We start from the raw sequence: 20,766 nt of genomic DNA on the forward strand, positions 1-20,766 counted from the left end.
GGGACTCAGGACCGGTTCGGCGGTGCGTCCAGTCCGCAGCTGTGCTGCGGCGCCGCCGGGCCGGCCTCGTCCTCCGGGGCGGCCGCCCGGGCCGGGTTGCGGATCAGCACCGCCGCCATCAGCCCGCTCAGCACGCACAGCGCGCCGGAGACCAGCACGGCCTTGTGGAAGCCCGCCGAGAACGTCGGCGGGTGCAGGTAGGCGGAGCCCGTGATCCCCGCGATGGCGGGGAGCACGGCCACCGCGATCAGTGAGGCCGCGCGGGCCACGTCGTTGTTCACCGCCGAGGCCATCCCCGCGTGCTGCGCGGGCGCCGAGGAGAGCGCGGTCGAGGTCAGCGGCGCGACGGTGGCCGCCAGCCCGAGCCCGAGGACAAATACGCCGGGCAGCACCTCGGTGAGGTAGGAGCCGTTGCCGGTCACCCGCACCAGCAGGGCGAGCCCGATCCCGGCCAGGCACGGCCCCACGCTCATCTGCAGCCGCGGCCCGATCCGCCCCGCGAGAGCGCCCGAGCGGGCGGAGAGCGTCAGCATCAGCAGCGTCACCGGCAGCAGCGACACCCCTGCCTCAAGGGGGGAATAGCCGGAGACCTGCTGCAACTGGATGGGCAGCAGGAACAGTACCCCGCCGAGCGCCCCGTACAGCACGAAGGTCACCGCGTTGGTCGCGGTGAACTGCCGTGAGGAGAAGACCGCCAGTGGCAGCATCGGATTCTTGGCCCGGGTCTGCCACCACAGGAACGCCCCCAGCAGCGCGACGCCCAGCAGCAGCGACGCCAGGACCTCCGCGCTCTGCCAGCCCCGGGACGGCCCCTCGATCAGCCCGTAGGTCAGCCCTACCAGGCCTAGCGTGACCAGCAGCCCGCCCAGTACGTCGACCCCGGCCCCATCCTCCGCCTCAGGAGCGCGCGACTCCGGGACGTGCCGGATCGCGAGGACCACGACGAGCGCGGCCAGCGGCAGGTTGATCGCGAAGATCAGACGCCAGGAGGCGGCCTGCACCAGCCACCCGCCCAGGAACGGCCCCACGGCCGTCGCCACCCCGCTCAGCCCGGACCACGCGCCGATGGCCCGGCCGCGGTCCTCCGGCACGAACGAGGCTTCCAGGATGGCCAGGCTTCCCGGCGTGAGGAGTGCCGCGCCGACGCCTTGCAGGGCGCGGGCCCCGATGAGGGTGGTCGCGTTGGGCGCGAGCCCGCAGAGCGCGCTGGCGAGCGCGAACCACACGACGCCGATCAGGAAGACCTTCTTGCGCCCGTACCGGTCACCGAGGGCGCCGGCCACCAGCAGCAGGCCCGCGAGGGTCAGCGTGTAGGCGGTCACCACCCACTGCAGATCCGCCAGCCCGACGTGGAAGTCCCGCCCGATGGCCGGCAACGCGATGCCGACGACCGTCGCGTCGATCGCGGCCAGCCCCGAGCCGAGCACGGTCGCCGCGAGCACCCACCGCCCGGGCCCGGAGGCGTAACGCAGGGAAGGCGTCATACACGAAGGCTATGCGTTGCCCTATCCGTGGGCGCGAGGAACCGCGCGACAATCCCCCAGCCTTCGGCCGGAGGGACCCCCTCCGTGGGCATGGAGATCCCGAGCGGAAAGGGCCATCCGCCCCGGGAGGGTTCTCGCGCCCACGCAGGGAGCACCTCTGGGGCACCTCCCGGCCGAAGGCTGGGGGAGGAGCCGCACATCGGCAGGGCCCCGCACCCCTGAGGTGAGTGCAACGCGGGACCTTGGTCCCCACGTCTGCGGCCCTAGGCCGGATGAACGCGGCGTCGTGGAGCCGTAGCGTCGAAGACGAGGACGCGGCGCCGGCGTGTGGTGCCCTGGTGCCGCGTCCCGTTCCTGCCGCCCGACCAGCCGAGGAGAGCCATGCCTGCCACCGCTCGCGACCACCGCACGCCGGCCGCCGTTCTCACTCTGCCCCGCCACGCCCGGGCGGCGGCCCAGGCCCGGCACACGGTCGCCGCGCTCGCCCACTACGACGAGGACGTCGCCGACCGTGGCAAGCTGCTCGTCACCGAGGCCGTCGCGAACGCGGTGGAGCACACGGACGGGCCGTCGGTGACCGTCGAGGTCCGCGTGGACCACCTCACCGGCGGGATGTTCTGTGCCGTCTTCGACACCGACCCGGCCCTGCCCGTGCCGGACGGACCCGTCGTCGCCTGCACCGCCGAGTCGGGGCGCGGGCTGGCGCTGATCAAGGACCTGAGCGACGACTGGGGGTACTTCCGGGTGCAGGACGGCAAGTGGGTCTGGTTCCACCTCCGTCCCGCACCCGCGGCAGCAGGGACCTCCGAGGTCAGCCGCTGACGCTGGCCGCGCCGGTCTCGATGTGGCCGGTGGCCCGGCGGCTCCAGGAGGAGTCGGCGTCGACGGTGACGGTGAAGTCGTACCAGCCGTTGTCGTACGCGACCGCGTTGAAGTAGTCCGAGACCGTCGCGCCCGCCGCGACCTGGTAGGTCCACGGGCCGTCGGTGCGGTAGTTGGTGGAGGTGATGGTGTAGGTGACGGTGCTGGTACCGGTGTTGGTCATCTTGAACCAGACGGCCTGCTGGCCGGTGTTCGGCGCGGTGGCGTAGTACGTCGACGCCTCGCAGCCCTTGCCCGCGCCGTTCGCGTTGCCGGTGAAGCGGCGCAGGAAGCGGTTGGGGCCGACGCAGGTGAGGTCGTACTGGCCGTCGCCGTAGCCCGAGCCGATGTTGAAGAAGTCGTTGGCGGTGCCGTCGGTGCCGCCTGCGTACGGCGCGACGGTGTACTGCCAGGGGCCGCCGGTGCGGTAGGCGTTGGCGTAGATGGAGTAGTGCGCGTAGGCGGTGGCCTGCGGGCCCTGGTTCGCCATGTCGATCCAGAGCAGGACCTTGCCGCTCGCGTCGTACTCGATGTGGTCGACCCAGGCGTTCGGCTGGTAGGGCAGTGCGCGGGCGGGCTTGGTGCCGGGCTCCTGGGTGGGCATCGAGTTGGTGCCGGGGGCCGGGTTGATCTGCAGGTTCGCCGTGGCCTGGCTGATCGTCGCGCTGGTGTCCGGCAGCGAGGGCAGCCCGTAGACGGGGTTGGTGAAGTCGAAGGCGCCGGTGAGGTCGCCGCAGACCTGGCGGCGCCAGGCGGAGATGTTCGAGCAGGTGGCCGGGGTGCCCAGCGCCGCGGTCCAGGTCTCCAGGAAGCGGAGCACGGAGGTGTGGTCGTAGACCTGGGAGTCGACCCAGCCGCCGCGGGTCCACGGCGAGACGATGATCATCGGGACGCGGAAGCCGAGGCCGATGTTGGTGCCGGAGTAGAACTCGGCGGCGGTGCCGGAGGGGGCGGCCGGCGGCGGGACGTGGTCGAAGAAGCCGTCGTTCTCGTCGTAGTTGAGGAACAGCACGGTGGAGTCGAAGACGTCCGGGTTGGCGGCGAGCGCCTGGATCACCATGTTGACGAAGTGCGCGCCGTTCTCCGGCGGGCCGTCGGGGTGCTCCGAGAAGAGCTGGTTCGAGACCACCCAGCTGACCTGCGGCAGAGTGCCGTTGGCGGCGTCCGCCTTGATCGCGGCGGCGATGTCGTCCGGCGTCGAGCCGGTCGAGGGGACCGAGCCCATGCCGCGCTGCGCCAGCGGGCTGGAGCTCGCCGCGCCGGTGAACTGGCTGAAGTAGGCCAGGGCGTTGTCGCCGTAGTTGTCGCTCGCGTTCTGGTAGACCTTCCAGCTCACGCCCGCGTTCTGCAGCGCCTCGGCGTAGGTCTCCCACTTGAGGTTGGACTCCGACCCGCCGTCGTAGGCGGCGCCGCCCGCCGTGCCCGCCGGGTCGATCCAACCCGACCACAGGTACGTGCGGTTGGGACCGGTCGCGGACAGGATCGAGCAGTGGTACGCGTCGCAGATCGTGTAGGCGTCGGCCAGCGCGTAGTGGAACGGGATGTCCGAGCGGTTCATGAAGCCGAGGGTCCGCACGGAGCTCTTCGCGGAGACCCAGTTGTCCATCTTGCCGTTGTTCCAGGCGGAGTGCTGCGTCGACCAGGAGTGGTCGAGCGAGCCGTCGCACTGGGCCAACTGCTCCTTGCTGACGCCCCACCACCACGTGCTGGTCTCGCTGAGCTGCCACGGGTACTGGCGGCCGCTGCCGTTGGGCTGGTCGAAGACGTTGTAACCGCCCGACAGCTGGATGGTGGCGCGGTCGCCGAACCCGCGCACGCCCTTGAGCGTGCCGAAGTAGTGGTCGAAGCTGCGGTTCTCCTGCATCAGCACGACGACGTGCTTGATGTCGGTGATGGTGCCGGTGGTGGCCGCGGCGGCGCGGGGCGCGGCGCCGGGCAGGGAGTCCAGGCCCAGGGCTGCGCCGAGGGCGGCGGCGGAGCCGAGGAAAGTACGGCGGGTGACGGGGGCCACGTGAGTCCTCCGGGGCGAGACGGTTCGACGAGGGGACTGTCCGGCAGCCGGATGACGACTGACCGGTAACAAAGTGGCAGGCGAGTGAAACAAAGCGAACGGTTGGACCAGACTTGTTATCGAACGGTGATTATGGGGCGCATGGGGCGTAGCTGATTTGGCATCAGGAATGTTGCACGGAAGCCGATCCGGCGGAGGGGTGGGCGCCGCGGGTGACGCGGGCGACCGCCAGGGGCAGCAGGGCGGCGACGGCCGCGCTGTCGGCGCGCGGCATCGGGACGGTGGACAGGACCACCAGGAACGGCCCGATCCGCACCACCTCCGCGTCCGCGTAGCGGACCACGCCCGGGTCGGTGCGGTACGTCTGGCGGGCCCGCACCACGAGACTCTCGTCGCCGAGGCGCGGACCCGCGGCCACGGAGAAGAGGGTGGTGGTGCCGTCCGCCGACACCTGCTTCGAGCAGCGTCGCGCGAGCGCGCGGACCGCCGTGAGCGCGTCGCGCGCGCCGTGACCGGGGAAGACGTAGAGCGTCTCGGTGCCCGGGATCGGTCCACCGGCGACGCTGTGCCCGCCGGCGAACCTGGCGAGGGCGGAGGCGCCCGCCGCCGTGGCGCTGTCGTCGACGACGTCCTCGCCGAGCAGCACCTGGCACCCACGCGGCGGGGTCACCCCGGCGGGGCTCCCCGGTGCGGAGTCGACCTCGGCGGCCTGGAGTTTCCAGCCGTGCGGCAGAGAGGCGGGCAGGAGCAGTCCGCGCAGTGACACGGCGGGCACGGGCGGCGCGGGCCGCGTCGTCACCGCCACCGGCCCGCGCGGCGGCCCCCCGCACCCCGCGAGCATGGTCCCCACCACCACGGCAAGGAGCCCACCCCGGAGCCGCCCACCTGCACGCATCCCGCCTCCCAGCCGAAGATTCGGGGCAGGTTACCAGCCGGTCGCCTCACGCCAGGTGGCCGCGACGGCGGCGGACGCCGTGCGGGCCTGGTGGAGACCGGCCGTGGCGGAGGCCGGGCGGGTGGAGGGGTCGAGGGGGTTGGCGCCGAACGCCGTGAGTGAGGCCTCGTCCGGGACGACGGCCGCGACCGTCGCGCCCTGGCGCCGCAGCAGGGCGAGCTCGTCGTCCAGCTCCGGGAACGGGAGCGGGGCCAGGACCAGGACGGCGTCGTGGCCGGCCGCGAGGTCCGCGTTGGTCGCCGAGCGCGCGCCGCCGTCGAGGTACCGGGTGGTGCCGATGGTGGCCGGCGGCCAGACCAGGGGGACCGCGCAGCTCGCGGTGACCGCGTCGGCGAGGGTCACCCCGGACGTCCGGTCGAAGACGACGTGCTCGCCGGTGAACGCGTCGACCGCGACGATCCGCACGTCGCTCTCGGGCCAGGACGGTGAGGGCAGGCGGCCCGCCACCACCTCGCGTCGGTCCGACTCCGGCACGGTGTCCGCCGCGACCGCGCGGCGGCCCAGCTCGCGCGTGCGTGCCACCGGGTCGGGAAAGCCGGTGAACAGCTCCGCCCAGAGCTCCGCGAACCGGCCGAGCTCGAACTCGACCGTGAGCTCGCGGTTCATCAGCGCGGACTCGCGCTGCCGGGCGAGCAGCTCCGGGAGCGAGAGGCCCTGGTTGAGCTGGGCGGCGACCGTCGACCCGGCCGACGTGCCGATGATCACATCCGCGTCCGTGACGTCGAGGCCCTGTTCGGCGAGCCCGGCCAGGACGCCGGTCAGCCAGGCGATCCCGGCCACCCCGCCCCCACCGAGGACCAGTGCGCGCCGACCGCTCATGTCGTTCCCCTCTCCGTGATCTTGGCTTCCGGCGAGTGTTCCACGAGGCGGGCTGTCCTGGTAAGGAATCCTTTGCCATACTCCGGGGGATGGACGGAACAGGGATCAGGCTCCTGCGCGCGGCGGTCTTCGCCGCGCTCTCCGTCCTGCTCCCGACCGGGGCGCGGCTGGCGGTGACCGGGCAGCCGGTGCCGGTGGACGTCGCGCTGCTGGCCTTCGGGGCCTGCCTGCTCACCGCGCTCGCGGTGTTCCGCGGCGAGCGCCGCTACGGGGCGATCGCGCTCACCCTGCTCCCGCTCCAGGTCGCGATGAACGCGCTGTTCAACGCCGGGCAGCAGAGCTGTCCGCCGGGGCCGGGCGCCGGTCCGGGGCTCCATGGCTGGGGTGTGCTCGCCTGTGGCGGGGGCTCGATCCGGCCCGGGCTGCTGGGTCTGACCGAGCAGGCGCCGCGCGCGCTGATCGAGCTCAGCGGCGGCCAGGCGATGCTGCTCCTCTTCGTGCACCTGCTGCTCGCGCTCGTCGCCGCCTGGTGGCTGCGGCGTGGCGAGGCGGCCCTGTCCGCGCTGTTCGGAGCCGTCGCCCTGACGGTCCGGCCGGGCGTCCGCGCCCTGCTGCTGCGGCTCTCGGCGCCGCTCGCCCTGCCGGTGCCCGCCGCGCGGCCCTGCCCGCCGGCAACCAGTCGCCGCGCCAAGGCACGCGGCCCGCAGGAGGCGCAGCCGCGCACCGCCCCGCGCCGCGGTCCGCCGCTCCTGGCCCGGGCCTGCTGAGCAGCACCGCGTCCTGACCTCGCGTACCCGGCTTTCGGCCGGCTCGCCTCGCTGTGCTGTCCCGTCACGGCCCGTTCCCTCACCTTCCTTCTCCCTGCATCACCACCCGTGTGAGGACGGCCATGAGCACCAACAACACCCGCAACACCCGTAACGCCCGCAAGCAGGACCAGGCCGACGCGCGCGAGCGCCTGCGCACCGCCCGCGCCGCCGAGGAGCAGCGCCGTCAGCGCGCCCGGCGCGTGGGCCTCGGCGCGGCGGTCGCCGCGACCGTCGCCGTGATCGCGGTCGGCGGCGTCGTGGTCAGCAACCTCGGCAACAACTCCTCCGGCACGTCGGGCGGCAGCCACTCCAGCGGCGACCAGGCGGCAGGCTCGCAGAAGCTGGTGGTCCCGGCCCACGTCTCCGCGACCGACAGCACCGTGATCGTCTACGGGGACCCGAAGGCCAAGCACACCCTCGACGTGTACGAGGACTTCCGCTGCCCGATCTGCGACAAGCTGGAGGGGGCCGACGGCAGGACGATCCAGGAGCTCGCCGACAACGGCACCTACAAGATCCAGTACCACATGGCGACGTTCCTCGACGACAACCTCGGCGGCACCGGCTCGATGGACGCGCTCCAGGTCGCGGGCGCGGCGCTGAACGAGAGCACGGCCAAGTTCAAGGCCTTCCACGACGTCCTGTACGCCAACCAGCCCGAGGAGACCACCGACGGCTTCGGCGACCTGGGCCACCTCCTGGACCTCGCCGGCAAGGTCCCGGGCCTGGTGACCCCGGAGTTCACCAAGGCGGTCAAGGACCGCGTCTACGCCCCGTGGGCGGCCAAGGTCTCCCAGGCCTTCAACGCCAGCGGCGTCCAGGGCACCCCCACGCTCAAGCTGGACGGTCAGCAGCTGAACGTCTTCGACAGCTCGGGCAACCCGATCAGCGCGAGCGCGTACACGGCGCTGATCCAGAAGACGGTCGGAGCGAAGTGATGACGGTGAGAGAGGTGGCGGTCCCCGCCGCCGAATCCGAGGGCGGCTGGGCCTCCACCCGGGTCGCCGCCTCGCGCGGCTACGCGCTGCTGCTGGTGATCGCCGGCCTGTTCGCGCTGGGCGCGGCCTCGGTGCTGACCCTGGACAAGATCCGGCTGCTGGAGAATCCGAACTACGTCCCCAGCTGCAACATCAACCCGATCATCAGCTGCGGCTCGGTGATGCGCACGGCCCAGGCGTCCGCGTTCGGCTTCCCCAACTCCCTGCTGGGGCTCGCCGGCTTCGCGGTCGTGGTGACCATCGGCGTTGTCGCCCTGACGGGGGCGCGGCTGCCGCGCTGGTTCTGGCTCGGACTCCAGGCGGGGACGCTCTTCGGCGTCTGCTTCATCGGCTGGTTGATCGACCAGACGCTCTACAGCATCGGCGCGGTCTGCCCGTACTGCATGGTCGTCTGGGCGGCGATGATCCCGCTCTTCTGGTACACCACCCTCCACAACCTCCGCACGGGGACCATCCCCCTCCCGGCCGGAGGCCGGGAGCGCGTCGAAGCCGCCGCCGGCTGGTACTGGATCGTCCCGTTCGCGGCGTACCTGCTGATCGTCGTCCTGGTCCTGGACCGCTTCTGGTACTACTGGTCGACTCTTCTCTAGGCGTGGGGCCAACGTTTTCTGACGTGGCCATGTGCTGCTGAAATGGCTGGTCGCTCCGGCCCGTCACCCACGGGTCGGGCCGACCGGCTTCATACGCGCGGCCCTCCGGGACGCGGCACTTGAACGCGACCGTGGACGGCAAGCCGGGATTTGAAGAACACTCCTGATCAACGCAGAGACAGCGTGTACCGATCGATCCAGGAGGAATCCCGTGAAGGCTGCACTTTTCTCGAAGAAGCTGATGTTCGTAGGCGGTACGGTTGCCGGTCTTCTGGCGCTCACCGCGACAAGTGCCTCGGCGAGTGCCTACTACGGCGGCGACACCGTCAGTCAGAACTGCCACGCCTACATCATCGGTAGCGGTTCCAGCTCCAACTGGGCCATCGGTGTGGTCAGCGGCAACGTGAACTGCGAGGTGCGTCTCTGGCAGCGGAACGTCAACACCGGCGGTCAGACCAGCACGGCCTGGGGCTATGGCCAGACCACCGCTCTCTACCACAACGACGGCGTTCACCAGCTCCGGGTCGAGCTGTACGACGGCGTTTCCGGTGCGGACGGGTTCGGGGTCTGGGTCGGCTAGAAAGTCCGGCCCATTGGGTCAATGATCGTAGACGATCAGTGATTTCGGGGCGGATTATTCTGTGACGTCCTCGAAAGTCTCGTTGATCAGTTCGATGGCCTGGCGCAGCGGCTTGAACAGAGCTGCGCCGGGCTTTTCTCGTTTTCCCGTACGTTCGGCGACTGGACGCGCGGTCAGGCGTGAAGTGGGGCCGGACTGTTAGGGTCCGGCGCCATGTGGAGCGAGGAGAGTGTGGCCGGGCGTCCGGCGTGGCGGCACGTGGCGTCCGGGGTGGTGTTCCGGGAGGTACCGGGTGGCACGTTTCTGATGGGGCTGTCGGACGCGGAGGCGGACGCGCTGCGCGCGATCGAGCGCGACGGTGGGTTCGACGAGGACCCTGAGCCCTTTCTGGCGGCCGCGGACACCGCGCGACCGGTGCGGCGGGTGCGGGTCGAGCCGTTCCTGCTCGCCCGGCATCCGTTGACGGTCGACCAGGTCCGACACTGGCTGCCCGGCTACGAAGACGACTACACCGGCGACGGCCACGGCACGGCGCGACTTGAGGACGATCTGGACGAGCTGCTCGCCGCGCTGCCGTTCCGGCTGCCCAGCGAGGCCGAGTGGGAGTACGCGGCGCGCGCCGGCACCACGACGCTGACCTTCCGCGGTGACCACCGGCCCCACGAGGACCAGGTCATCCACGCCTTCGCCGACCCGGAGCGCACGGCCGCCGCCGAGAACGCGTTCGGGCTGGCGGCCATGGGCTCGGCGAACGAGATCTGCGCCGACGTCTGGATCGCCGGCTTCGCCGGTGCGCCGTCCGACGCACGGCCCCGGACCGGCGACGGGCTGCGGGCGGTGCGCGGTGGCGCGGCCGACGTCCACCCGTGGCAGGGCTGCGACGAGTGGCTGCTGCTCCTGTCCGCCACCCGGTACGCGCACGCCGGCTTCACCGCGGTGCGGCCGGCCGCGCCACTGCCACCGCGGTGAGTCACAGTGGACCCATGAGCGTCGTGAACGAGCACCCCGCCGTTGCCTTCCTGCGGGAGGCGCACGAGCAGGCCGAGGCGCGGGCGCGGGCGGCGAGCGAGCCCGCCGTGCTGCTGTGGCCCTCGCAGCCGGTCGAGTTCCTGCTGGCGGGCCAGGAGGTGTCGACGCCCGAGACGCGGGCAGCGGAGGCCCACATCCGACTGCACATGCCGGAGGCCGTGCTGCGCCGGGTCGAGGCGGAGCGCGCCGTGCTCGCGGACCACGCGGACGTCGCGGACGGAGCGGGCCGCTGCGCGGTGTGCGCGGAGCCGGGGTCGGCCACGCGGCTGGCCTGGCCGTGCCCGACCGTGCTGGGCCTGGCCCGGGCGTGGGGGTGGGTCCCAGCGGTCACCAGCTGACCCGCCTCGTCGACCCGGATGTTCTCGAAGGCCGGGTCGTCGAGCGCGTCGGGCGCGGCCACGTCCATGGCGAGGCCCGCACGCAGGTACTCCCACATGCGGCCCACCAGCGCCGGGTCCACGATCGTTCCCCCGTCGGTCGCAGTCTGTGGCGGTGTCCGGGCGGAGCCTGCCGAGCCTGGCCGGGAGCCGACTTGCCCGTCGGGTGAACTCCATGGAATCGTCGCGTTGTTGACCTTGAACGGGGGAGGCCTTGGTGGTGCAGCCGGACTGGACCTGGGTGGACGAGGATCCCGGGTGGCGGCCCGCCGTGATCGACACCAGCGTGGCGCACTCGGCACGGATGTACGACTACTGGCTCGGCGGCAAGACCAACTTCGCCGCGGACCGGGCGCTCGGCGACGAGGTGGAGCGGATCATTCCGACCATCCGTTTCATGGCCGGGGAGAACCGCCGCTTCCTGGGCCGGGCGGTGCGCCGGCTGATGCGGGAGGAGGGGATCGACCAGTTCCTCGACATCGGGACGGGCATCCCCACCGAGGGCAACACCCACGAGGTCGCCCAACTGGAGAACCCTGACGCGCGCGTCGTCTACGTGGACAACGACCCGATCGTGCTGGCCCACGCCCGCGCGCTGATGGTCGGCTCGCCGACCGGCCGGACCGCCTACGTGCACGCGGACCTGCGCGAGCCCGAGGCGATCCTGCGGCACCCCGCGCTCGCGGAGACCCTCGACCTGTCGCGGCCGGTGGGGCTGATGCTGGTCTCGGTGCTGATGCTGCTGCAGGACGCCGAGGACCCGTGGGCCCGGGTGGCGGAACTCAGGGACGCGCTGCCGGCGGGGAGTTGCCTGGTCGTCAGCCACGTCACCGGCGACTTCGACGAGAAGGCGGTCTCCACCGTCGCCGAGGCCGAGAACGAGGGCCGCCTGCCGCTCGCACCGCGCGGGCGCGAGGCGGTGGCCCGGTTCTTCGGCGACTGGGAGCTGCTGGAGCCCGGCGTCGTCCCGGTGATGGCCTGGAGCCCGGACGGCCACGCGCCGGAGGACCCCGAGGCGGCGTACTACTGGGCGGGCGCGGCGCGCAAACCCCGCTAGGTCAGTCCGTGGATCAGTCCGTCGGCGCGTCCAGGAAGTCCAGCACCAGGGGGCTCGCGACATCGCGGAACTCCTCGAAGTAGGCGTGCCGGGCGTCGGGGATCAGGTGCATCCGGGCGTCCGGGATGCGCCGGGTGAGCAGCGGGGCGTTGGCGGCGGGGTTGAAGACGTCGGCCGCGCCGTGGACGACCAGGGTCGGGGCGGTGATGTCCGGCAGCACGTCCCACGCGTCGTGGCGGCGGCTCGCGGTCAGGTGGCGTCCGCGCGCGTACGCGGGCATGCCGGGGTCGCCGGTGGTGCCGTACGGGCCGGGGTGGGTGGCCAGCCAGCCGGGGGTGTACATCAGGTCCAGCAGCGTGGCGTGGGCCGCGTGGTGGTCGCGCGAGGCGAGGGCGGTGCTGACGGCGCGGTCCCGCTCGAGGCCGTGCGGTCCGCCGGGGGAGGTGCACCCGAGGACGAGCCGGCGCACCCGGCGCGGATGCCGGGCGGCGATCCACTGGGCGACCCGCCCGCCCATGGACGTGCCGTACACGTCGGCGCGGTCCAGGCCGAGCGCGTCCAGGACGGCGATCACGTCCTCCGCGAAGCCGGGTGTGCTGTAGGGCTCGTCGGGCTTGCCGCTGTCACCCGTGCCGCGGTAGTCGACCGTGACCGTCGTCCGCTCGGCATCGAAGTCGGCGCGGACGCTGTCCCACCAGCGGTGGCTGTTGGACTGGCCGGAGAGCAGGACGAGCGGCGCGCCCGCGCCCTGGACCTGGTAGGCGATACGGGTCCCGTCGGGCGCGGTCGCGTGCGGCATGAGTGTGGAACTCCGGTACGGTCAGTCGGTCTTGGGGCCGGTCTGCTGGACGACCTCGAAGGACCACAGCGAGGACCCGGTCGCGGCGGGACGCGGCGCCTCGCCGCCGTGGGCGCCCGGACCGCCCTGGCCGCCCTGGCCGCCCTGACCACCTTGGCCGCCGCCCGCGTGGGCGGCCTGCATGGGGCCGGCCATCCAGTTCTGGTACGCCTCCTCGGAAGCCCAACGCGTGTACACCAGGTACTGGTCGGTGCCCTCGACCGGGCGCAGCAGCTCGAACCACTCGAAGCCGTCGGAGCTCTCCACCGTGCCTGCGCGGGAGGCGAAGCGCTGCTCCAGCGTGGCGCGCATCTCCGCCGGGACGGTGAGTGCGTTGATCTTGACGATGCTCATGGCCCCATCTTGCCAGGCCGGCCGGTGGCGGCGGGGCAGGGGCGGGCGCAGGGGAGTGTCTGGCGGGGCGTCACCCCCGGCCCTGCCGGGCGGGGGGGCGTCCCGGTGATGTTCGACGCAACCGGTCCGCGAACGGTTCCGCCGGGGGTCGGCCGGTCCCTAGAGTGCCGGTATGGCAGATGATCTTCTCGACGACCCCGAGGTCCTGTCGGCGCGCGTGGGCGAGTCGGCCGCCCGGTTCGCCGGCGCGGTGGCGAACCTGACGGACGAACAGGCCGCTGCCGATTCGGCGTTGCCGGGCTGGAGCCGTGGGCACGTGGTCACCCACGTCGCGCGCAGCGCCGACGTCTACCGATGGCTGCTGGGCCTGGCCCGGACGGGCGTCGAACCGGGCCCCCGCGCGGACGGAGCCTTCTTGGAGCGTGCCCTGCGCGAGGGGGCGGGGCGGCCGGCGGCCGCGCTCGCCGCGGATCTGCGGGGCAGCCTGGACGCGCTGTCGGCGGAGGTGGCCGCGATGCCCGCCGACCGGTGGCCCACGCTCGTCACGGCCCTCGCCGGCTGGCGCCACCCGGCGTGGTTCGTGCTGCACCGGGCCCGCCGCGAGCTGGAGACCCACCACACCGACCTCGCCGTCGGTTACCCGTCCGCCGACTGGCCCGAGGACTACGTGCGGTGGGCGCTGGAAGGGACCCTGACCGGCCTGGCGACCCGCGGCTTCCCGCTCGCCCGCGTCCAGGCGCCGGACCTCGGCCGGGTCTGGGAGCTCGCACCCGAGGGCGCCACCGTGACCGCTCCGGGCCACGCCGTCCTGGCCTGGCTCGCCGGCCGCGCCACCGGCGCGCCCCTCACCACGGACGGCCCTGTGCCGACCCCGCCCCCCTGGCCCCAAGCACCCGTCCCCGGCTGGGGCTGAACACGCGCGGGCCGGCGCCCGGGTCTGGGCCCCTGCTCGGGTTGGGGCTGTTCGCGTGCGCGTGCCCCGGCCCCAGAGGAGTGACCGGGGCGCAGGCAGGGGTCGGTCCCGCGCTGTGCGCGGGCCCGCCGCGCGTCAGCGCGTGGCCGTGGTCGGCTCCGGGTCGGCGGGGGCGGGGGTGGTCGGCTCCGGGAGGCGGAGCGCGAGACTGCCGCGGGGGCCGTGGCGGAGCATGGAGCGGGCCTGGCCCAGAGTCAGTGCGGTGAGGGCGAGCGGCAGGAGCCCCTGGGCCCAGCTGGGCCAGTGCGCGGCGGGCACTGCCTCGTGGGCCAGCAGGACCAGCAGCAGGCCGCGTCCCACGATCGCGACGGCGCTGATGCGCAGTGCCTCCCGGCGGGGGTGCGCGTCCCGGGCGATGCCGCGCAGCAGCCAGAGCGCGGTGACGAGGAGCACCGCCGTCGTACCGGCCAGTGCCGCGTCCGGGTGCGGTGCGCCCGCCAGCAGCAGCACGGCGCCCCCCGTCCAGCACAGGGCGCTGAACTGGCAGGTGGCGACCCGACCGTGGCGCACCAGGAAGGTGCGCTTGCCGAAGAGCGCGTCACCGCGCACGTCCCGGAAGTCCTTGAGCAGGATGCGGCCGATGAATCCGACGTAGAGGCCGGCCGGCAGCAGCGGCCCGCCGAGGCCGTCACCCGGGTGCGCGGCCAGTCGGCCGACGAAGTAAGGGACCGCCACGTAGCAAGCGGGCAGGATCACCGCCGCCACCGCGCCCCGCGACGCCAGCCGGAACGGCGGCAGCGAGTAAGCCGCGCTGACGGCGAGGCCCGCCGCCAGCAGGAGCCCCGCTCCCACGCCGAGCGTAGCGGCCGAACCCAGTGCCACGACTGCCGCCACCGCCGCGACGACGCCGAGCTCACGCCGGAACCCGGCCCCACCGTCCGAGGCCTGGCCGCCGAAGACCAGGGGCCGGCTCGGGTCGCCGGGCAGGTTGACCCGGTCGATCCGCTCGTCGGCGAGGTCGTTCACCGCGACGGAGAAGAGCAGGAACGCCGCTACGGGCACGAGCACCCGCGCGACCAGCAGGTGGTCCTCGCCGTGCCCGGCACCGGTCAGCCCGAGCAAGGCGTAGACCGCGAGCAGGACGAAGACGGGCGGGCGGCTCAGCGCGAGCAGCAGCCGGAGTCTGGTGCGCAGGTCGGGAGCGGTCCTCACTTGTTCTTCCCCCAGCTGTTCATGGCGGTGACGAAGCTGATCACGAGACCGACCAGCACCAGCCCCAGGAGGACGCAGACGACGGCGGCGAGGATCCCGATGACCTCCCAACCCGACCTGTCCGAACGAATCCGTTCGGGCCTGACCGGGTTCGTCTGGCTCGGGTCCAGCCAGGACGGGGCCGGCCGGTAGCCGGAGGAGTCGTCGGGTGGCGGTGGGTGATCCTGCATGCGTGCCTCCTGGGGTGAACCCAGGAAGCATCGCGCGCATCCCCCACCGGCACATGAGTACGCGTACTCACCTTCAGGCCAGCCGGGCGTCCCGGTGCGTCGGGTGGCCCGCGAGGACCGTCAGCAGGACCGGCAGCGCCGCCAGTTCGGCGTCCGGGACGGTGAGCGGGTTGTCCGCGAAGACGGTGAGGTCGGCCCGGTGGCCGAGGGCGATGCGGCCGGCACGGTCCTCGTCGCCCGCGACCCAGGCCGGGTTGAGGGTGTAGCCCTGGAGGGCCTGGAGCGGGGTGAGGGCCTGCTCGGGGCCGTGCGGGGGCAGCGAGAGGTCGCCGGGGCGGCGGTGGCGGGCGCCGGCCATGACGCCCAGCGGCGGGAACGGTGCGATCGGCCAGTCCGAGCCCAGCACGACCCGCACACCCGCGTCCCACAGGTCGCGGCAGCGGAACGCGCGGGAGGCGCGCTCCTCGCCGAGGCGGCGCGACCAGTTGTCGGTGTGGTCGGCCCGGGTGTACTCGCAGCAGTGCGTGGGCTGCATCGACGCGGTGACGCCGAGCTCCGCGAAGCGGGCGACCGTGTCGTCCGGCACGGTCTCGATGTGCTCGACGCGGTGCCGGACGGCGCCGCCCTCGGGGTGCGCGGCGCGGGCCCCGGCGACGGAGTCGAGCACGTGCCGCACGGCGGCGTCGCCGATCGCGTGCGTGTTGGTCGGCACCCCGGCCGCGTGGAGCTGGGCGACGACGCGGCTGTAGGCCTCGGGCTCGGGCCAGAACGCGTGGGTGGACTGGCCGTGGCAGTCCGGCTGCTCCAGCCAGGCGGTGCCGTTGTCGATCGTGCCGTCCATGAAGAGCTTCACACCGGCCACCTGCCACAGCGTGCCGCCAGTGCCCTGCTGCCGGATCAGCCGTCCCACGGCCCGCTCGTCGGTGCCGGGCTGGGCGATCGGGGCGACGCGCAGGCGGACCGCCAGCTCACCGCGCTCCTCCAGCTCGCCGTAGATCGCCAGGCTGTCGCCCCCGGCGTCCATGACGTGCCCGCCGGTCAGACCGGACGCGGCCATCCGCCGCAGCACCTCGGCGGTGGCGTCACGCACCTCGTCGCGGGTGGCCTTGGGGGCCGCCGCCTCGACGACCTCGCAGGCCGCGTCCTCCAGCAGCAGGCCCGTCGGCCGGCCGGCCGCGTCGCAGACGATCTCCGCGGCCTGCTCGAAGCGGCGCGGGCCGTCGACGCCGGCCAGTTCCAGCGCGCGGACGCTGGCCAGCTGGGAGTGGCCGTCGAAGAGGTCGAGCAGGGCGGGGACGCCCTCCAGCACCGGGCCGACGGAGGCGGCCGCGACCGGCTGGTCGCCGAAGCTGTTCGGGTCCAGGCCCCAGCCGCGCAGCCAGGCGCCGGGCGCGAGCGCGCGCGCGGCGGCGGCCAGGGCGGCGCGGGCGCCGTCCAGGTCGGTGCAGCCGGAGAGGTCCACGCCACGGGTGCGCTCCGCGCCCGAGACCGGGTGCAGGTGGCCGTCGACCAGGCCGGGGGTGACCACCGCGCCGCGCAGGTCGACCACCGTGGTGGCCGGTCCGGCGAGGGCGCGGATCTCGCGGTCGTCCCCGAGGCCGACGATCGCGCCGTGGGCGGCGGCGAGGGCGGTCTGCGGCAGGAACGCGCCGGTGGCCGGGTCGAGCAGGCGGGCGCTGAGCAGGACGAGGTCGGGCTGGTCGGAAGGCACGGAGGGGGCTCCTTGGAACGGTGGGGGTGTGCGCGGCGCGCCGCGCGCCGTCCGGCGGGGCGGACGGGGTCAGGCGGTCGGTGCCGTGTCGGCCGGGGTCCGAGCCGTCGTCGGTGCGGTCGGCGGCGGTGTTCGAGGCGCCGGGGTCGGGGTGGCCGCCGTCGGCGTCGGTGCGGCGTTCCTCGCGGCGTCGACGAGGTCGAGCAGGCTGCCCGGGGTGAGGCCGAGCGCGCGCTCGGCCGTGATGACCGCCATGTTCGTGACGGCGGGCGGCCGGTCGCTGCGGTCGGTGTTGGCGTGCACGCCTAGACCGTCGAGGACGACCAGGATCTGGATCGCCGCCACGGCCGGGTCCTCGGGGTGGAAGGTGCCCTCGGCGGCGCCCTCGCGCAGCAGCCGGGTCAGCCGGTCGCGCCAGGCGGCCTCCTGCACCGCGACCCGCTCGGCGAGCACCGGCCGGAACCGGCTCAGGTGGCGGGCGTTGAGCCAGAGGCGGCTCATGTCGTCGTACCGCGGGCCGGTGCTGCGGGCGAAGAACCCGGCCAGGGAGACGAGGGCGCTGCCGGCCGGTCGTTCGGCCGGCATCAGCTCCTCCAGTTCCTCGCCGGCGGCGGTCCCGAACGCCTCCGCGACCAGTTCCTCCGCCACCGGGAAGTAGTGGCTGATCAGACCCGGCCGCACGGCGAGGTCGTCGGCCACCCGGCGCATGGTGATGCACTCCAGGCCCTCGGTCAGGGCGATCGTGGCCGCGCGGGCCACGATCTCGGCACGGCGCGCCTCGGGGCTCTTGCGGACCCGCTTGGGTGGAGCGCTCGGCGGCATGCCCTGAACGCTATTGGATGCATGACCAATAGGCAAGCCCGCGCCTTCGGCGGGCTGCGGCTCCCTCGACTCGCGGGGGTCGGCGGGCGGTGAAGGTGTCATGGGTCCACGATTCCACGCGTGGCGCCGTCCTTCGTCCTCGCGGATCTCCGCGCGTTGACCGACCGGCTACTGACCCGACATCAGGAGTTCCGTGCCGCGACCTTCCGGGTCTCCACCGCCCAGTGGTGTCATGTACCCAACTTTCAGGAACCTCCCAGGAAAGTCCCCACAGAAACGGAGCCGTCCGTGCCCGCGATGCCCGTCACCGCTGTCCGGCGCCTGTCCATATCCGCCGCCGCCCTGGCTCTCACGACCGGCGGACTCCTCCTCGGGGCGGGCTCCGCGCACGCCGCCGCCACGTGCTCGCAGGACTACCTGCCGCTGCCGGACCCGACCTGCACGCCGGGCGCGACCAACCCGGACGTCACCCAGGACACCATCGACTCCACGATCTGCGTCTCCGGCTGGACGGCCACCGTGCGCCCGCCGACCTCGTACACCAACGCGCTCAAGAAGCAGCAGATCGCCGAGTACGGCTACAGCGACACCAACCTGTCCGACTACGAGGAGGACCACTTCGTCCCGCTGGAACTCGGCGGCGCCCCGCGCGACCCCAGGAACCTGTGGCCCGAGCCCCACTACGCCACGGGCGGGGGCTACACCTCCACGGGGAAGGACGGCGTCGAGACCAAGCTCAAGAACGCCGTCTGCAGCGGCCGGGTCCAGCTCGCGGACGCGCAGAACGCGATCGCGACGGACTGGACCACGGCGTTGCAGACCCTCGGCCTCGCCTGACGCCGCCCTGCTCCCGCCCCGGGCCTGCCGCGCTACTCGCCGAGATCGAGGGAGCGTCCGATGATCTCCTTCATGATCTCCGTCGTGCCGGCGTAGATCCGGGTCACCCGGCTGTCCTGCCAGGCCCGGGCGATCGGGTACTCCAGCATGTAGCCGTAGCCGCCGTGCAGTTGGACGCAGCTGTCGACGACGCGCCCCTGCAGCTCGGTGCACCACCACTTGGCCTTGGCCGCGTCGACGACGGTGAGCTCGCCGTCGTTGAGCGCCAGGACGCAGCGGTCCAGGTAGTGCTGGGCGATCTCGATCTCCGTGGCGAGCTCGGCGAGCCGGTGCCGGATGACCTGCTGGGTGCCGATCGGCTTGCCGAAGGCCTTGCGCTCGCGGACGTAGCGGACGGTCCAGTCGAACGCGGCGGTCGCCTGGGCCAGTCCGGAGACGGCGACGGAGATGCGCTCCTGCGGCAGGTTGCGGGTGAGGCCGAAGAAGCCCTCGCCCTCCACCCCGAGCAGGTTGGCCACCGGCACCCGCGCGCCGGTGAAGACCAGCTCGGCGGTGTCCTGCGCGTGCAGCCCGACCTTCTCCAGCTTGCGTCCGCGTTCGAACCCGGGGGTGTCGCGCTCGACGACCAGCAGGCTGAGCCCGCGGTGCGGGTGCTCGCCGGTGCGGACCGCGACGATCACCAGGTCGGCGTTGATGCCGTTGGTGATGAAGGTCTTGGCGCCGTCGACGACGTAGTGGTCGCCGTCCCGGACCGCCTTGGTGCGGATGCCGGCGAGGTCCGAGCCGGTGCCGGGCTCCGTCATCGCGACCGCCGTGACCAGCTCGCCCGAGGCGATGCCGGGCAGCCAACGGGCCTTCTGCTCCTCGGTGGTGAGGTCGAGGAAGTACGGCAGGCAGACGTCCGCGTGCAGCGCGGGGCCCAGGATCGCGGGCGACACGGCGAGCCGGGCCGCCTCCTCCTGGAGGATCACCTGGTAGCGGAAGTCCGCGATGCCGGCCCCGCCGAACTCCTCGGGGATCGCGATGCCGAACGCGCCCAGGCTGCCCAGCCCGGTGAAGAGCGAACGCGGCACGATCCCGGCCCGGTCCCACTCGTCGTAGTGCGGCACGACCTCCTTGTCCAGGTAGGCGCGAACGCTCTCTCGGTACGCCTGGTGCTCGTCGTCGAACAGGATGCGCTTCATGGTCCGCCAACCTATCCGGCGCCGGGGAGTTCCACCGTGACCCGGAGGCCGCCGCCGGAGCGCGGGGTGAGCGTGAGCGACCCGTCGTGCGCGCGGGTGATCGTCAGGGCGACGGCCAGGCCGAGCCCGACCCCGGCGTGGTCGGAGCGGACGCGCTCGGTGCCGCGCCGGAACGGCTCGGTGAGGGTCGCGGCCACGTCCGGGCCGATCACCTCGCCGGTGTTCTCGACCGTGAGCACCACCCGGCCCCGGCCCGGGTCCGTGCTCGTGCTGACCCGCACGCCGCCCCCGTCCGGCCGGTTGTGCACGATCGCGTTGTGGACCAGGTTCGTGGTCAACTGCAGCAGCAACGCCTGAGATCCGTCCGTGGTGGCGACGTCGCCCGCGGTCTCCAGGGTGATGCCGCGCTTCTCCGCCAGGGGCAGCAGCGTCTCGACGGCTTCCTCCGCGAGCAGCGACAGGTCGACGCGTTCGCGCGCGAAGGAGCCCTGCCCGGCGCGGCTGAGCAGGAGCAGGGCCTCGGTGAGGTCGATCGCCCGGGAGTTGACGGCCCGCAGACGGCCGACCAGCTCGGCGTGGTCGTGGTCGGGGTCGGCCTGGGCCACGTCGAGCAGGGCCTTGGAGACGGCCAGCGGGGTCCGCAGCTCGTGGGAGGCGTTGGCCGCGAAGCGGCGCTGCTCGGCGACGTGCGCTTCGAGTCGGTCCAGCATCGAGTCGAAAGCGTCGGCGAGTTCGCGGAACTCGTCGCCGCGGCCGGGCAGCCTGATCCGGTGCCCGAGCGATCCGGCCGTGGCCCGGCGGGTGGCGTCGGTGATCCGGGTCAGCGGGGAGAGCATCCGGCCGGCCAGCAGCCAGCCCCCGACCAGCCCGAGGACCAGCAGGAAGGCCAGCACCGCCGCCGCCTTCGGGGCGAACACGTGCAGCAGGTTCCTCCGCACGGGAAAGACCGAGCTCACGGGGGTGCCTCCGGTCGAGCCGGGGACGATGAACGCTCGCTCGGGGACGTAGCGCAGCAGGAACAGCCAGACCGCCCCGAGCAGCAGTGCGCCCGCCAGCATGAGGAACCCGGTGTAGCTGAGGGTCAGCTTGAGGCGG

The 20,766-nt window shown here is 73.1% G+C and carries 22 protein-coding genes; 10 read left to right on the forward strand and 12 right to left on the reverse strand.

Going from position 1 to position 20,766, the window contains the following annotated elements; translation table 11 throughout:
• Window positions 1–5: 5 nt before the first annotated feature.
• The gene (locus ABH931_RS23990; RefSeq protein ID WP_370116793.1) at window positions 6–1,484 is read right to left on the reverse strand and encodes an MFS transporter; all 1,479 of its coding nucleotides are present in this window, start codon (window positions 1,482–1,484) and stop codon (window positions 6–8) included.
• 381 nt (window positions 1,485–1,865) lie between these two features.
• On the opposite strand from ABH931_RS23990, the gene ABH931_RS23995 reads away from it, so the two are divergent.
• Window positions 1,866–2,306, forward strand: a complete 441-nt coding sequence (locus tag ABH931_RS23995; RefSeq protein WP_370116795.1) for an ATP-binding protein — start codon at window positions 1,866–1,868, stop codon at window positions 2,304–2,306.
• On the opposite strand, the gene ABH931_RS24000 is transcribed toward ABH931_RS23995, so the two are convergent.
• The 3 genes from ABH931_RS24000 to ABH931_RS24010 all read right to left on the reverse strand — a co-directional run bounded on the left by ABH931_RS24000 (window position 2,296) and on the right by ABH931_RS24010 (window position 6,130).
• Window positions 2,296–4,356 (reverse strand): phosphocholine-specific phospholipase C, encoded by a 2,061-nt coding sequence (locus tag ABH931_RS24000; protein WP_370116798.1) that lies wholly within the window; start codon window positions 4,354–4,356, stop codon window positions 2,296–2,298. The genes ABH931_RS23995 and ABH931_RS24000 overlap by 11 nt on opposite strands.
• A gap of 163 nt (window positions 4,357–4,519) precedes the next feature.
• On the reverse strand, window positions 4,520–5,122 hold the full coding sequence (locus ABH931_RS24005; protein WP_370116800.1) for a hypothetical protein: 603 nt from the start codon (window positions 5,120–5,122) through the stop codon (window positions 4,520–4,522).
• A gap of 159 nt (window positions 5,123–5,281) precedes the next feature.
• On the reverse strand, window positions 5,282–6,130 hold the full coding sequence (locus ABH931_RS24010; RefSeq protein ID WP_370116802.1) for a patatin-like phospholipase family protein: 849 nt from the start codon (window positions 6,128–6,130) through the stop codon (window positions 5,282–5,284).
• 89 nt (window positions 6,131–6,219) lie between these two features.
• Between ABH931_RS24010 and ABH931_RS24015 the strand changes: the two genes are divergently transcribed.
• From ABH931_RS24015 to ABH931_RS24045, 7 genes are all read left to right on the forward strand, one after another.
• Entirely contained in the window at window positions 6,220–6,897 is a 678-nt protein-coding gene (locus ABH931_RS24015) for a hypothetical protein (protein ID WP_370116804.1), read from the forward strand.
• A 122-nt stretch (window positions 6,898–7,019) separates the two neighbouring features.
• Window positions 7,020–7,877: a thioredoxin domain-containing protein gene (locus tag ABH931_RS24020; RefSeq protein WP_370116807.1), complete on the forward strand. Its 858-nt coding sequence runs from the start codon at window positions 7,020–7,022 to the stop codon at window positions 7,875–7,877.
• Complete coding sequence (locus tag ABH931_RS24025) at window positions 7,877–8,527, forward strand: vitamin K epoxide reductase family protein (RefSeq protein WP_370116809.1); 651 nt, start codon at window positions 7,877–7,879, stop codon at window positions 8,525–8,527. Before ABH931_RS24020 ends, ABH931_RS24025 begins: the two co-directional genes overlap by 1 nt.
• 211 nt (window positions 8,528–8,738) lie before the next feature.
• Entirely contained in the window at window positions 8,739–9,107 is a 369-nt protein-coding gene (locus ABH931_RS24030; protein ID WP_370116812.1) for a hypothetical protein, read from the forward strand.
• Between the two features lie 213 nt (window positions 9,108–9,320).
• Entirely contained in the window at window positions 9,321–10,076 is a 756-nt protein-coding gene (locus tag ABH931_RS24035) for a formylglycine-generating enzyme family protein (RefSeq protein WP_370116814.1), read from the forward strand.
• A 14-nt stretch (window positions 10,077–10,090) separates the two neighbouring features.
• Entirely contained in the window at window positions 10,091–10,474 is a 384-nt protein-coding gene (locus ABH931_RS24040; protein WP_370116817.1) for a DUF6221 family protein, read from the forward strand.
• Between the two features lie 256 nt (window positions 10,475–10,730).
• On the forward strand, window positions 10,731–11,570 hold the full coding sequence (locus ABH931_RS24045) for an SAM-dependent methyltransferase (protein ID WP_370116819.1): 840 nt from the start codon (window positions 10,731–10,733) through the stop codon (window positions 11,568–11,570).
• Between the two features lie 13 nt (window positions 11,571–11,583).
• Here ABH931_RS24045 and ABH931_RS24050 read toward each other — a convergent pair whose 3' ends face one another.
• Together ABH931_RS24050 and ABH931_RS24055 are read right to left on the reverse strand one after the other, a co-directional pair.
• Window positions 11,584–12,369 (reverse strand): alpha/beta fold hydrolase, encoded by a 786-nt coding sequence (locus ABH931_RS24050; RefSeq protein ID WP_370116822.1) that lies wholly within the window; start codon window positions 12,367–12,369, stop codon window positions 11,584–11,586.
• A gap of 21 nt (window positions 12,370–12,390) precedes the next feature.
• Complete coding sequence (locus tag ABH931_RS24055) at window positions 12,391–12,762, reverse strand: antibiotic biosynthesis monooxygenase (protein ID WP_370116824.1); 372 nt, start codon at window positions 12,760–12,762, stop codon at window positions 12,391–12,393.
• 172 nt (window positions 12,763–12,934) lie between these two features.
• Between ABH931_RS24055 and ABH931_RS24060 the strand changes: the two genes are divergently transcribed.
• A complete protein-coding gene (locus ABH931_RS24060; protein ID WP_370116827.1) occupies window positions 12,935–13,675 on the forward strand; it encodes a maleylpyruvate isomerase family mycothiol-dependent enzyme in 741 nt (246 codons plus the stop codon).
• Between the two features lie 135 nt (window positions 13,676–13,810).
• Here the strand turns inward: ABH931_RS24060 and ABH931_RS24065 are convergent, their stop codons facing one another.
• The 4 genes from ABH931_RS24065 to ABH931_RS24080 all read right to left on the reverse strand — a co-directional run bounded on the left by ABH931_RS24065 (window position 13,811) and on the right by ABH931_RS24080 (window position 17,650).
• The gene (locus ABH931_RS24065; protein WP_370116830.1) at window positions 13,811–14,887 is read right to left on the reverse strand and encodes a UbiA family prenyltransferase; all 1,077 of its coding nucleotides are present in this window, start codon (window positions 14,885–14,887) and stop codon (window positions 13,811–13,813) included.
• A complete protein-coding gene (locus tag ABH931_RS24070; RefSeq protein ID WP_370116833.1) occupies window positions 14,884–15,117 on the reverse strand; it encodes a hypothetical protein in 234 nt (77 codons plus the stop codon). Before ABH931_RS24070 ends, ABH931_RS24065 begins: the two co-directional genes overlap by 4 nt.
• A 73-nt stretch (window positions 15,118–15,190) precedes the next feature.
• Window positions 15,191–16,828: an amidohydrolase gene (locus tag ABH931_RS24075; RefSeq protein ID WP_370116835.1), complete on the reverse strand. Its 1,638-nt coding sequence runs from the start codon at window positions 16,826–16,828 to the stop codon at window positions 15,191–15,193.
• A gap of 69 nt (window positions 16,829–16,897) precedes the next feature.
• On the reverse strand, window positions 16,898–17,650 hold the full coding sequence (locus tag ABH931_RS24080; protein WP_370116838.1) for a TetR/AcrR family transcriptional regulator: 753 nt from the start codon (window positions 17,648–17,650) through the stop codon (window positions 16,898–16,900).
• A gap of 297 nt (window positions 17,651–17,947) precedes the next feature.
• Here ABH931_RS24080 and ABH931_RS24085 point away from each other — a divergent pair, with 297 nt between their 5' ends.
• Window positions 17,948–18,487, forward strand: coding sequence for a hypothetical protein (locus ABH931_RS24085; RefSeq protein ID WP_370116960.1), 540 nt, complete (start codon window positions 17,948–17,950; stop codon window positions 18,485–18,487).
• Window positions 18,488–18,519: 32 nt separating this feature from the next.
• Here ABH931_RS24085 and ABH931_RS24090 read toward each other — a convergent pair whose 3' ends face one another.
• The gene (locus ABH931_RS24090; protein ID WP_370116841.1) at window positions 18,520–19,671 is read right to left on the reverse strand and encodes an acyl-CoA dehydrogenase family protein; all 1,152 of its coding nucleotides are present in this window, start codon (window positions 19,669–19,671) and stop codon (window positions 18,520–18,522) included.
• 11 nt (window positions 19,672–19,682) lie between these two features.
• Complete coding sequence (locus tag ABH931_RS24095; protein WP_370116963.1) at window positions 19,683–20,729, reverse strand: sensor histidine kinase; 1,047 nt, start codon at window positions 20,727–20,729, stop codon at window positions 19,683–19,685.
• Window positions 20,730–20,766 lie beyond the last annotated feature (37 nt).

Origin of the sequence: Streptacidiphilus sp. MAP12-33 (assembly GCF_041261265.1) — a bacterium.
GTDB lineage: Bacteria > Actinomycetota > Actinomycetes > Streptomycetales > Streptomycetaceae > Streptacidiphilus.